At 63.3% G+C, this 12,980-nt stretch carries 10 protein-coding genes; 2 read left to right on the top strand and 8 right to left on the bottom strand.

All coding sequences use genetic code 11. From position 1 onward, the window contains the following. Positions 1–115: 115 nt before the first annotated feature. The 4 genes from radC to ACZK29_RS15540 all read right to left on the bottom strand — a co-directional run bounded on the left by radC (position 116) and on the right by ACZK29_RS15540 (position 6,339). Complete coding sequence (gene radC, locus ACZK29_RS15555) at positions 116–625, bottom strand: RadC family protein (RefSeq protein WP_104656816.1); 510 nt, start codon at positions 623–625, stop codon at positions 116–118. Between the two features lie 325 nt (positions 626–950). Further along, entirely contained in the window at positions 951–2,093 is a 1,143-nt protein-coding gene (locus ACZK29_RS15550; RefSeq protein ID WP_104656817.1) for a PDDEXK nuclease domain-containing protein, read from the bottom strand. After that, complete coding sequence (locus tag ACZK29_RS15545; protein ID WP_104656818.1) at positions 2,090–3,295, bottom strand: tyrosine-type recombinase/integrase; 1,206 nt, start codon at positions 3,293–3,295, stop codon at positions 2,090–2,092. Before ACZK29_RS15545 ends, ACZK29_RS15550 begins: the two co-directional genes overlap by 4 nt. 236 nt (positions 3,296–3,531) lie before the next feature. Continuing rightward, the gene (locus ACZK29_RS15540) at positions 3,532–6,339 is read right to left on the bottom strand and encodes a TonB-dependent receptor plug domain-containing protein (protein WP_049433599.1); all 2,808 of its coding nucleotides are present in this window, start codon (positions 6,337–6,339) and stop codon (positions 3,532–3,534) included. A gap of 212 nt (positions 6,340–6,551) precedes the next feature. Between ACZK29_RS15540 and apbC the strand changes: the two genes are divergently transcribed. Then, positions 6,552–7,406: an iron-sulfur cluster carrier protein ApbC gene (apbC, locus tag ACZK29_RS15535; protein WP_111204148.1), complete on the top strand. Its 855-nt coding sequence runs from the start codon at positions 6,552–6,554 to the stop codon at positions 7,404–7,406. Between the two features lie 72 nt (positions 7,407–7,478). Here apbC and ACZK29_RS15530 read toward each other — a convergent pair whose 3' ends face one another. After that, positions 7,479–10,538, bottom strand: coding sequence for a TonB-dependent receptor (locus ACZK29_RS15530; RefSeq protein ID WP_111204149.1), 3,060 nt, complete (start codon positions 10,536–10,538; stop codon positions 7,479–7,481). 419 nt (positions 10,539–10,957) lie between these two features. Here ACZK29_RS15530 and dcd point away from each other — a divergent pair, with 419 nt between their 5' ends. After that, entirely contained in the window at positions 10,958–11,530 is a 573-nt protein-coding gene (gene dcd, locus ACZK29_RS15525; RefSeq protein ID WP_005410499.1) for a dCTP deaminase, read from the top strand. A gap of 86 nt (positions 11,531–11,616) precedes the next feature. Here the strand turns inward: dcd and ACZK29_RS15520 are convergent, their stop codons facing one another. From ACZK29_RS15520 to ACZK29_RS15510, 3 genes are read right to left on the bottom strand one after another with little or no spacing between them, the layout of a single operon-like run. Then, positions 11,617–11,784, bottom strand: a complete 168-nt coding sequence (locus ACZK29_RS15520; protein ID WP_005410498.1) for a LiaI-LiaF-like domain-containing protein — start codon at positions 11,782–11,784, stop codon at positions 11,617–11,619. Positions 11,785–11,799: 15 nt separating this feature from the next. Then, positions 11,800–12,222 carry an HIT domain-containing protein gene (locus tag ACZK29_RS15515; protein ID WP_111204150.1) on the bottom strand — a complete coding sequence of 141 codons (423 nt, stop codon included), beginning with the start codon at positions 12,220–12,222 and terminating at the stop codon, positions 11,800–11,802. Further along, positions 12,219–12,890 (bottom strand): dienelactone hydrolase family protein, encoded by a 672-nt coding sequence (locus tag ACZK29_RS15510; protein ID WP_033834542.1) that lies wholly within the window; start codon positions 12,888–12,890, stop codon positions 12,219–12,221. Before ACZK29_RS15510 ends, ACZK29_RS15515 begins: the two co-directional genes overlap by 4 nt. Positions 12,891–12,980: the final 90 nt, after the last annotated feature.

The following is a 12,980-nucleotide window of genomic DNA, read 5'->3' as shown; positions in this document are numbered from 1 at the left end:
CCACCCTCGCACTTCCACGCACCCCGGCTTCCGGCAAGTGCGAAGCACGCGCAGGCCCGCATGGGCCGTAGCTGCGCTGCCGGACGCAGCAAAAAGGGGGCCGAAGCCCCCTCGGTCAGAGCAGGCCACATTCAGCGAAAGACGTGGTGGCGCAGCCAGCCACGATGATGTGATCCAGCGTGCGAACGTCTACCAGCGTCAGCGCTTGCTGAAGCTGTGAGGTCAGCGCCTTGTCGGCCGCGCTCGGCTTGGGGTTGCCGCTCGGGTGGTTGTGCGAAACGATGACCGCCGCCGCATTGAGCCGCAGTGCCTCCTTGACCACCTCGCGCGGATGCACCGATGCACTGTCGATCGTGCCGCGGAACATCTCGACGTATTCGATCAAGCGATGCTGCGTGTCGAGGAACAGCACTGCAAAGACTTCGTGCTCGTAGCCGGCCAGCTTGGCGCACAGATACTCCTTGACCGCCGCCGGCGAACTGAACGCTTCACCGCGCTGCATCTTGTGCTCGATGGCCTGGCGCGCGGCCTCCAGAATCTGGTCAGTCGTCGCCAGCAGGTAGCGGCCCTGCGCATCACGCACCATCAGCGAGACATCGAACGAGGAAAAGGACAGTTGCGACATGATCGTGCTCCGGTTGCTCGGGCGGAATTGCCCGGAACCGTCGGGAGCACGGCGCAGCGCAAGCAGTCAGGGGTCGCAGACGGCCGCCAGGACGCAAGCGCGCATTCGCGCGCGCCGCCCTTGACGGCGAGAACGCCGTGATACGGTGAAGGGAACAGCAAGACCGCCCACACCCCGCCCACTGCACACACCCGCCTTTGGGCAAGCGCAGCGCGCAGGCCCGAGAGGGCCGGAGGCGTCAGGGATCAAAGCCGGATGGCCGCGATTCGGCACGAAGCGCGGGGCGCAGCCCGCGAGCCCGACGGCGGCACGCCGGGACGCCCGGTTATCGCTTGCGCTTCCTGGGAAGCGCGGTCACGCGAGATTCGATCAGCCGACGCGTGTTCTCCAGTTCCTGTTGCAGCACTTCGGCATCCGGCAGCACCATCTTGTAATTCGCCGCCATCACCTTGTTGGGCAAGCCTTCCAGCGCGTACCGCGCCAAGGCGTACCCCTTGTCGGCGCAGAGAATCAAGCCCACGGGCGGGTTTTCCTCGGGGAACGTCCAGTGTTCCTTCGCATAGTTGCAATACAAGTGCATCTGGCCCACGTCGGCATGCGTCAACGCGCCGAGCTTCAAGTCGATGATGACCAGGCAACGCAAGCGCCGATGGAAAAACAGCAGATCGACGCGATACCACGTCTGGTCGATGCGCAAGCGACGCTGCCGCCCGACGAAGGTGAAGCCATCGCCCAGCTCCAGCAGGAAATCCTCCAGCCGCCGAATCAAGGCTTGTTCGAGGTCGGATTCGGAATACTCGTCCTTGAGGTCAAGGAACTCCAGCACGAGCGGGTCTTTGATCGCATCATCGACCGTCACGGCATCGGCCGGCTTCGGCACGGCGCCCTTGACCAGCATCGCCGCCTTGTTCTTCGACAGCGCCGTGCGCTCGTAGAACTGGCTGCCGATCTGCCGGTCAAGCTGGCGCACGCTCCAGCCGCCGCGCAGGGCTTCGGCTTCGTAGAACTGGCGCGCATGGTCGTCCTTGACCATCAGCAGCCGCACATAGGCCGACCACGGCAAGGGGAAGACCTGAGCCAGTTCGTCCAGCCGCCCAGGGCGCCCCTGCGACAGCGCTAGGGAAGATTCGCTAGACACTGTCTGGCGAATTGGCCAAGTCAGGAAGAATGACCGCATCTGCTGCAAGTTCGGGCGGCTGAACCCGCGCCCGAACTGCGTGGTCAGGTCTGCCGACAGCCGCTCGATCAACTGCTCGCCGTACCCCGCGCGGCGTTTGCCCTGCTGCTCGGCCTCCACGATGCGGCGGCCGATTTCCCAATAGCTGGCGGTCATCAGCGCGTTGACGCTGCGCGCCGTGGCGCGGCGTGCAGCGTCGAGCAGTTCCACGATGCCGCCGTGGATGCCGGCGTAGCCGGCAGGCAAGGCGGCAGCCTTGGCCGCCACTGCGGACGATTGCTTGCTGCTCATGCCGTTGCCTCCTGTGGCTGACTCTGCCGCGCCCCCGTGATGGCCTGGCGCCGGCTGGCCACCAGCTCGGCCGCATCGCGCACCGGCTTGTCCTCGGTGTGGACGTAGTGCATGAACTGCGCGACGGTCTTGTGCTGGGTCAGCTCCATACCGACCTTGATCGGGACACCAGAATTGGCAATGTCCGTCGCCGAGCGGTGGCGGATGCCGTGCGTGCCAACGTGCGGCACGCCAGCGGCCTTGAGCACCCGGCACCAGCCGCCATAGTGCTCGCCGAAGGTCAGGTGCTTGTCCGGGTCGTTGGGCGACGGCAGGACGTAGGGGCAACCTTCACGGCGCGGCGCCGTCGAAAGCAGCCGATAGGCTTCCGCGCTCATGGGCTTGGACATGCCGCCGGTCTTGCTGTCGGGCCAGACCACGCGGCGGTTCTCGAAGTCCAGCCAAGTCCATTCGAGTGGGCAGATTTCGGAGCGACGCGCAGCGAACTCGAATTGGAGGCGTATCGCCAGTGGGATGACGTAGTTCTCCAGTTCCTCCGCTTCCAGCTTCTCCAACTGGCGGAAGACGCGCACCAGTTCATCGTCCACGATGAGCCGGGTTTCCTTGCCAGGCGGGTACATCGGAACATGGCGGCACGGATTCGTGCCGTCCGGGCGGAAGCCCCACACTTCGGCCAGGTTGAACATCTTGCGCAGCACGCCGAAAGCCTTGTTCGCCTCGGTCGGCTTGTAGGCCAGCTTCTCCATCAGGCCCGCAATATCGGGCCGTTTCACGTCCTGCACCTTCTTGCGGCCCAGCAGCGGGATGATGCAGCGGTCGATGACGCCCTGATAGCCTTCCTGCGTGCTGGGCTTGTTGCGCTTCTTGGAGTAGTCCTCCATGAACTTCGTGCACAACTCGGCCATCGTGGGCGCTTTGCGCGCCTCGGCCTTGGCGCCGCCGGGGTCGCCGCCCCGGCGAACCTCGGCCAGCCAGTCCTGCGCCATGACGCGGGCCTGTTCAACCGTCAGTTCCCCGAACAACCCCAAGGCGGGCTTGCGGCGTTCCCCGGCGTTCGTGCGGTACTGAAGCATGAACACCCGACGGCCCGCCGGGGTGATCTTGCAGAGGAAGCCGGGCACCACGGTATCCCGCAGTTCGATGGCCGTGGCCTGGGGTTGCGCCGTCTCTACGGCGGTCTTGGTGAGCTTGATCTTTGCCATGATGACTCCTTGGAACGACCCGATTCCAGGAGCCAGATAGGAGCGGCGCGAGGGGAAACCGGGTCAGGTTTCGGAAAGCACCGGCATATGATGGACGCGCGTAAGTTATTGATAAACCTGCTGTATCGAGCTACAGCGCAGTCCAGCGAAATGTCGGGCTGGAGTCATCGTGAAACAAAAAAAGGCCCCGCCGAAGCGGGGCCTGGTCCAGACACGAAGTCCGGAAAACGACGGGATCAGAAGTTGTACTTGACCTGGGCCGAGATCTGGCGGCCGTAGACGCTGTAGAAGCCGTCATTGAACGGGGTCGATTCGTTGCCCGGGTAGTTGTAGCGCTGGCCTTCCGGCAGCTTGTTGAACACGTTGTTGACCATCAGCGACAGGACCAGATCGTCCTGTGCCTGGTAGTTCATGCTCAGGTTGTACGTGGTGTACGAACCCCACTTGCCGGCCTTGGCGCCGGACGAGTGGACGTAGCCGTAGCTGCGGCCGGTGTAGGCCAGGTAGTTCGGAGTGCTGCCGACGTAGTTGGCGTACACGGTGGTGGTGAACTTGGCGATGTTCCAGGCCACCGACAGATCGCCACGGACCTTGGCGAAGTTGTCGTAGTACCACATGTTGTACGGATCGCTCAGCAGGTCGAGCTTGGCGGCGCCCGGCATCGGCTGCACTTCACGCTTCAGCATGTTGGTGTAGTTGCCGGAGAACATCAGCGAGCCGAAGCGGCCGATATCCTGCTGGTACTTGGCCGCCACGGTCACCGCTTCCAGGTTCTGGCTGGCGACGTTGAGCTTCGGCGTGTACACGCGGGTCAGGTTGCCGCCGGCATCGCGCGACACCCAGTCGGTGACGTTCTGGCAGCTGGCCGAGGTGTTGTTCGGCAGGCCGTTGTGGCACTGGTACTCGGCCAGCAGCAGCTGGTCGGTGCTCAGGGTCTTGACCTCGTTCTTGATCTTCCAGTTGTAGTAGTCGGCCGACAGCGAGAAGTTGCTCACCGGGGCCCACACCACGCCTGCGCTCCACACGTCGGCGGTGATCGGCTTCAGGTCCGGATTGCCGGACTTTTCGCTGTACACCGAGGTGTTCTTGTAGAACGAGCAGGCCTCGTCACGCAGGCCGTAGCCCAGCTGGCTGCAGCGGTAGTAGTCGTTCTGGCCGGACGAGTACGAGCCGCTCATGCCCTGGAAGGCATCGGACAGGGTCGGTGCACGGAAGGCGGTGCCGTACTTGCCGCGCAGCAGCAGGCTCTCGATCGGACGGAATTCCAGACCGATGCTGTAAGTAGCCTTGTCGACGGTCTTGTCGGCGATCTTGAACGCGTCATAACGGCCCGAGGCGCTGACGGTCAGCTTCTCCAGCAGCGGCATGCGCAGTTCGCTGGTGACCGCGTAGTTGCTGCGGTGGCCGGCGCCGGCGACGGCGGTGGTGCCCCACACGTTGCCGTCGACGAAGGCCTGGTCCGGCGAGTAGTCCCAACCTTCGCTGCCACCTTCCAGCACGACGGCCAGGCCGGCGTCACCGCCCGGCAGGCTGAACAGCGAGCCGTTGGTCACCTGCACGCGACCCAGGTTCTGCCAGGTCTTGCTGCGGTGGGTGCCGTAGCCGGTGAAGCTGGCGAACTGGTCCGGGGTGATCGGCGAGTAGAAGGCAGCGTAGTTCGGGTTGTAGATGCCGAACGTGGCGGTCGGGTCCTTCGGGTCGGTGTAGGTGCCCAGGCGCGGGCCCAGCACGGTCTGGCCGAAGAAGTCCTCGATCTTGTCCTTCCAGCGCACGAAGCGGTTCTGGTCCAGGCGGTACTCGCCACGGGTGAAGCTGGCGCTGTAATCCCAGTCGCCAACCATGCCCTTGCCGCCCAGGGTGACCTGGTAGGCGCGGCTCTCATCGGAGTTCAGGATGTTGTTGTAGTCGCCGGCGCCGATCTCCTCCGGCGCGAAGGCGCGCTGCAGGTTCACGACCTTGCCGGCGCCCTGGTCGTAGAAGCCGCCCATGACCGACTTCGTGCCCCACCACAGGGCACTGGAGCCGGAGGTGAACTCGGTCTTTTCCTTGCTGTACAGCACGTCGGCGAACAGCTGGAAGTTGTCGTTCACGTCGAAGGTCATCGACGAGTAGAACTGGCCGCTGTTCTTGCCGTTCTTCAGGGTCTTGTAGCCGGCGCTGTACACCGAACCGCAGGACTCGCCCGACGCGCGCTTGCCGACGACGGTGGTGCCGTCGTACAGGCCTGCCACGTTGGCGCAGCGGCTCGGGTCCATCATCAGCAGCTTGTTGTCTGCATTGGTGATGACGGCGAAGTCGTTCGACGGCACCTGCGCGGTGTAGCCGACCGGGTTGTTCTGCTTGGTGATGTCACGCTGGTAGCCCCAGATCGGGCTGCCGTTCTCGATCTGCACGTTGACCAGCGCGTGGAAGCGGTCGTCGAACGCGTTGAAGCCCTTGGCTGCGCTGAAGCGGATGTTGCTGCCGCCGCCTTCGGTGTAGGTGCCGCCACGGACGGTCATCGTACCGCCGTCCATGCGCTCCTTCAGGATGATGTTGACCACACCGGCGATCGCGTCCGAGCCGTACAGCGAGGACTGGCCACCCGGCAGCACTTCGATGCGCTCGACGATGTCGATCGGAATGCCGCTGATGTTGTTGAAGGTGTCGCTACCGTTGTACAGCGCCGGATACGAGAGCATCGGGCGGCCGTTGATCAGGTACTTGGTGTAACCCGGGTTCAGGCCGAACATGCCGGCTGCTTCAGCGCCCTGGGTGAACGAACCCGAGGTCTGGCCGCCCTGCAGGCCGCCGGTGGTCAGCGACGACTGCTGCAGCACTTCAGCAACGCTGCTGAAGCCGCGGGTCTGGATGTCTTCGGCGGTGATGGACATCACCGGGGTCTGGGTTTCAACCTGGGTCTGCGGGATCAGCGAACCGGTGACGGTGATCTTGTCCAGGTTGGTCGCCTTGTCCTGGGCCATTGCCGGGGCGGCGGCCATCAGGGCGGAAATCAGGGCGACGGCGAGCGTGTTGCGACGTGCGGTGTTGCTTACGTATTTCATGTAGTTCCAATAGAGAGCAAAAACAAAAACGGCACTGCGCATGCGCCATCGTGCGCGCTGGGAGCCAGCTTCGCAGCCCAAAACAGTGCTTCAGGAACGTAACATGAACTTAACAATCTGTGCACGAATCTGTAGCAATCCTGAATTTCAGTCAGGCTACGTCCAGCTTGTATGATGTTGGGTTATTCCCCCTGATACAGCTGGTGCCCGTTGTGAACAGTTCCCCCCGCCGCCCCCATGCCAGCCAGGTCCAGAAGGGACTGACGCCACATGCCCGCATCCGCAATGTCATCGCGGTCGGCTCCGGCAAGGGCGGCGTGGGCAAGTCGACCACCTCGGTCAATCTGGCCGTGGCGCTGCAGCAGCTGGGCGCACGTGTTGGCGTGCTGGACGCGGACATCTACGGCCCCAGCGTGCCCGCCATGCTGGGCTTGTCCGGGCGGCCGGAAAGCCCCGACAACAAGAGCATCGAGCCCCTGCGCGCGTTCGGCGTGGACACGATGTCGATCGGCTACCTGATCGAAGAGGACACGCCGATGATCTGGCGCGGTCCGATGGCCACCTCGGCAATGACCCAGCTGTTCAACGACACCCTGTGGGATGACCTGGATTTTCTGCTGATCGACCTGCCGCCGGGCACCGGCGACATCCAGCTGACCCTGACCCAGAAGATTCCGCTGGCCGGTGCAGTGATCGTCACCACGCCGCAGGACATCGCCACGTTGGATGCGAAGAAGGCGCTGAAGATGTTCGAGAAGGTCGAGGTGCCGGTACTGGGCATCGTCGAGAACATGGCGGTGCATACCTGCAGCAACTGCGGGCATGTCGAGCACCTGTTCGGTGAAGGCGGCGGTGAGCGCATGGCGGCCCAGTACGGCGTACCGCTGCTGGGTTCGTTGCCGCTGCAGATCGGCATCCGCGAGCAGGGTGATAGCGGTACCCCGATCACCGTGGCGCAGCCCGATTCGGTGCCGGCGCAGGCCTACCGGCATGCCGCGCAGCGCCTGATCGAGGAAGTGGGCAAGCGCCCGCGGGCGTCGATCCCGATCCTGTCGTCGCTGCTCTGACCACGGCCGCAAAGAAAAAGCCGCCGGCGCGAGGCCGGCGGCAATCCGAGGCGTTCCTGGAGAGGGAACGGCTTACCAGTCGTACTGGACCTGGAAGCGGACGGCACGCGGATCGTTGAAGTACTTGGGCGTGTTGTAGTTGTAGTAGTTGCGAATGGTCGGAGCGGAGCTGGGGCGACCGTACTTGGTTTCGTACACCTGCACCGGCTTGATGTTGTTGAAGGCGTTGAGCACGGACACCTGCAGGCTCAGGCCTTCCAACCAGTTCGGCGTATAGGTGATGTTCGGGCTGACGGTGAACTGCCATGGCGTGCGGCCGGCGCTGCCGACCTTGGCGATGTCGTCTGCCGGAACCCGGCCATTGAGCTCGCAGCTGTGGAATACGCCGGAGTAGCCGTACTCGGTGCCGAAGCTGCCGTAGCCGCCGCCGAGGCAGCTCTTCGGTGCACCGGACTGCGCCAGGATGTTCACGCCGACCGACCACTCGTCGGTGAACTTGTAACCACCAAACAGCTTGATGCTGTGGCGATGGTCGTTGAACAGGTAGCCGTCCGAGCCATACATGATCTCGGCGAAGTCGAAGTCCGACGTGGTGCCGGTGTCATCCTGGCCGTTGGTGCTCTTGACCAGGCCTTCATAGTTGCCTTCCAGCTTGGACCAGGTGTAAGAGAAGCTGGCATACCAACGTTCGGTCTGCTTGTCGGCGCTGAGGGTGACGGCCTTGTACGTACGCTTGGCCTTCGGGCCGAGGCTGGCGCCCGGAACAGTGATCTCTTCCGCTGTGCCGTTGCCATCCACATCAAGGGTGACCTTCAGGTCGCTACCCGGGTTGTAGATCCAGCAGCCGGGCAGGCCTTCCGGCACGGTCCACGGGTCGGACCAGTTGGACAGGTCATAGCCTGCGGCAGCTGCGGCGTTGTACAGCGAGCGCGAGTCGCAGGTGTCGTCGATCACCTTGTTGGCGCGGCGATAGGTCGCCTTGATGCCAACGGTCCAGTCGTTGAAGAAATCGATCGACGAGCTGACCTGCTGCTGGTAACCGATGATCAATTCGTCCTGGGTGTAAGGCTTCAGGCCCTTGGACGCGACTGCGCGCGGATCCGGAGTGACGCCGCTTTCGCCATTGACCACGGAGTCGTTCGCACCATCCTCGAAGCTGCCGGTGACGTTTGGAGCGCCGTTGGCGCCAATGCCGTCGTAGGTGTAGTACTGGTCCAGGTAGTAGGAAGCGCTGGCTGCGCGCAGTGCCACGTTTGCCGCGATCGGCAGCGAGTACCGGCCCACCGAAGCGAACAGCTTGCTGCGACCATCACCCAACAGGTCCCACGAGAAGCCAAAACGCGGCTGCCAGATGTCGTCCTGCTTGACGAACGTGGCACCGTCGGAGTTCTTGTTGTTGAACGAATCGTTACGAATACCGCCGTACAGCATGAAGTTGTCGGTGATCTGCCAGTTGTCCTGCAGATACCACGACTTCTGCTTGATCTCGATCGAACCACCGTTGCGGAAGTTCACGAGATTGGCGTAGTCGTCGAACAGGTACCAAAGCGCTCCGCCCGAGTACGAGGTGCCCTGCACGGACGTCCATTTTTCATCGCTGTAACCAAAGCCGACCTTGTGGTCGCCCAGCTGCCAGTCGAAGTCGAGGCGAGTGCCCTTGCGTTCGTTGCGGCCGCCGAAGATGCCGACGGTGCTGGCAACCGCACAGCCGATCTGGCGGCCGGTGCCGCCGGTGGCCGAGCGGTAGTCCAGCACATAGGGGCACGCACCCTGCGGGCTGTTGATGTCACCGTTGTAGGCATCAAAGACGCCATCGGCGCTGATGGTGTGTTCCGATGAACGATTGCGCATCTGCCCGTACTGCAGGGATGCGGTCAGGTTCTCGGTGAGATAGCTGGTCCACTTGAAGACGTCGGTCTGGCCGCCGCTCTTGCCGATCAACTGGCCCAGGTCGCCGGTCTTGGCCGGTTCGCCACCAGCGTTGGGGCTGTCATAGGCCGCAGTGTAGTAGTCATACGAGTAACGACGGCTGTTGTCGAAGCCGGTGTACTCCAGGTGGTTGTTCTCGTTGAGGTACCAGTCGACCTTCAACAGCCAGTAAGGCGTCTTCGACTCATAGTCATAGGCGCTGGTCGACAATGCCGCAGCCGACGGCGGACGGCCATTGGTGGTGTACTGGGAGCCGCGGTTGCCGAAGTTGCCGGTCTTGGAGTTGCTGAACTGGCCCATCGCGAACACGAACAGCTTGTCCTCGATCAACGGACCGCCAGCCCAGACGCTGTACACGTTGGAGCTGCTGCTGTTCTTGTCGTACGAACGGAACAGCGAGCCATCGCTGTAGTAGGTGTCGGGAGCCTTTTCACGCAGCGAGTCCGGGGTGCCGGTCCAGCTGAAACCACCCTTCCATTCGTTGGTGCCGCGCTTGACGTTGACGCTGGTCACGCCACCGGTGGAGAAACCGTACTGAGCACCATAGCCGCCGGTCTGCACGTCCAGCTGATCGATGGCCTGGTACGGGATCTCCGAGAAGGACAGGCTGTCATACAGATTGGTGACGTTGAATCCGTTGACGTAGTAGCTGTTTTCCGCAGCCGACGCGCCACCGAACGAGGCTGGGCCGAAATAGCCGCTCGATGCGACGGTGCCCGGGGTCAGCAGCGAGACGCTGGTGATATCGCGGGCGACCGGCAGTGAATTGAGCTTGTCGGCAGTGAAGGTGGTACGCGATTCAACGCTGCCCAGGTCGATCGTGTTGGCCGCGCCCAGGGCGCGCACGTTGACGGTATCCAGCGACGTTGCACCGCTGCTGTTCGCCGAGGCGAATGTCGCGAACGATTGTTGTCCGGCGACCACGGTGACGCGGGTGGTCGCAACCGGATTTCCACCACTGACCGTGGTGACCTCATAAGTGCCGGTCGGCAATTGGGAGATGCGGAAACGGCCATCCGCGCTGACGTTCGCCTCGCGGGTGGCGCCGGAAGACAGGCTCTTGACCTGCACTTTGTCAGCCGACGTAGCGGTACCGACGATGTCGCCGGAAGTGCTCTGCGCATAGCTGGTGCCGGCGATGGCTCCCAGGACCATGGCCAGAGCGGTGCGCTTCAGACTGCGTCCATTGAAGTTCAGATTCATCGTGTTCCTTTGCGGTTGCAGAGGGAAATCGGTTGGGCTCAAAGGACCTGAACGAATTGTTCAGGATGAATGAAACCGTAACGGTCAATCTTTCCTCATGCAACGTTCATCCGGCGCTCATGTCCCCGGGGAGGCCGATTGGTGGATTCATGTATTTGAATTTCAAGAAAAAATATTTTTATGTCGACATGTGTCATTGCAAACATGCTGATTGGATTTGACATAAATATGTGCTAACTGATTTAAATCGGTCGGCTTGGTCTCATTTGTTATTCATCCTGCGCGTGCGTTCCTTGCTGCGACGGCGCATGGCAATGGAAACGGCGCGCCAATCCGCATCATGGCCGGCACAGTCGGCCCGCCTGTAGAATCGCCGCCTCGGGCGCAGCCCGTTTCCCCCTCGTTCAACAGGACAGAGCATGAGCATCAAGAGTGACCGTTGGATCCGCCGCATGTCCGAGCAGCACGGCATGATCGAGCCGTTCGAGGCAGGGCAGGTCAAGCAGGCCAACGGCGAGCGCATCGTCAGCTATGGCACGTCCAGCTACGGTTACGACGTGCGCTGCTCGCGTGAGTTCAAGGTGTTCACCAACATCAACTCGACCATCGTCGATCCCAAGCATTTCGACTCGGGAAGCTTCGTCGACATCACTGCCGACGAGTGCATCATCCCGCCGAACAGCTTCGCGCTGGCGCGCACCGTGGAGTACTTCCGCATCCCCCGCGACACTCTGGTGGTGTGCCTGGGCAAGAGCACCTATGCGCGCTGCGGCATCATCGTCAACGTGACCCCGCTGGAACCGGAATGGGAAGGCCACGTCACCCTGGAGTTCAGCAACACCACGCCGCTGCCGGCGCGCATCTATGCCAATGAGGGCGTCGCGCAGATGCTGTTCTTCCAGGCCGCGGCCGATGACATCTGCGAGACGTCGTACCGCGATCGTGGCGGCAAGTACCAGGGCCAGACCGGTGTGACCCTGCCGCGGACCTGATCGCCCGCGTCATCGCATGACGAAAACGCCGGGCACGCCCGGCGTTTTCGTTTGTAGCGCGTGCCCGGGCATGGCCGGGCGCTACCTTACTTCCCGCGCCCGAACAGCATCGCGATGCCGACACCCACCAGCGCCACCGGCCACCAGGTCAGCAGCAGCTTGGAGAGGTTCAGGTGCGTCCAGCCGAGATTGCTGGCGAGCATGAACAGGCCGATCAGGATCAGCAGGATGGCGGCAACGAGGTTGAATCGCATCGGGTCGGCGAAGGCTCAGGTGTGGGCCGGATATCCTAGCCGTTCCTTCCAGTAGGCGACATGCTGGTCCAGTGCGGCCGCTTCGTAGCGGTGCGCCGGACCGCTGCCCCAGACCGGGCCCGGCCAGGCCGGGTCACCGTCATGGCGGCCGATCACGTGGAAGTGCAGCTGGCGCACGATGTTGCCCAGTGCGCCGATGTTGATCTTCTCCACCCCGTCGGAGCCCTTCAGGGCCTTGCAGGCGCGGTTGAGCTCGGTGCGCAGCTTGTCCTGCTGCTCGCCGTCCAGCTCGATCCACTCGGTGACCCCGGCCAGGCGCGGTACCAGTACCAGCCAGGGGAATCGTTCGTCGTTCATCAGCCGCACTTGCGACAACGGTCCTTCGGCCACCAGCACGCTATCGGTGGCCAGGCGTGAATCGAGTTCGAATTCGCTCATCCAAGATGCTCCGAGAAGAAGTCCAGGGTGCGTTGAAGCGCCAGGGCGGCGCTGTCTGGATCATACGCATGTCCGACCTCCCGGTTGAAGGCGTGGTCGGCCGGATAGACGAAGGTTGCCATCTGCGGCAGCTTTTCGCGGTGGGCCTGGACGGCCTCCGGCGGGATGCTCCTGTCCTGGGCGCCGAAGTGGAAGATCACCGGCGCCTTCGGCGTCTCATCGAGGAACTGGACGTTGCGCGCACCGTAGTAGCTGACAGAAGGCAGGCCCAGGCGCACTGCGGACAGCATCGCCACCGTACCGCCCCAGCAGTAGCCGACGGTGCCGACCTTGCCGTAGGGGGCCAGGCGGGTGGCCGCCGCGCGGACCACTTCCAGCGCCCGTTCCATGCCCAGCGCGGCTACCCGTTCCAGCCCCTGCTTCACGCCGTCGGCGTCGTAGGGCAGGGCATCCGGATCGGCCTCGGGTCCATCGACCAGGTCGAAGAACGACGGTGCCAGCACCGCATAGCCTTCGGCGGCGAAGCGCTCGGCCACGCTGCGGATATGCGGGTTCGCGCCGAAGATTTCCTGCACCACCACCAGCCCGCCGCGCGCGGTGCCCTCGGGGAGTGCCTGCCAGGCCCGTACCGCGCCGTGGTGCGTATCCAGGGTAATCCACTCGGCCATCGTCATCTACTCTCGTTGCAGGGGACAGGGCTGCATTGTCGGTGCTGCGCGGGTTAGCGTGGTGTCAGCGGCTGTGCGCGATCGGGCGGC

Source organism: Stenotrophomonas sp. 89682_Sma (assembly GCF_056481405.1).
This window is presented reverse-complemented; position numbering and strand designations above follow the sequence as displayed.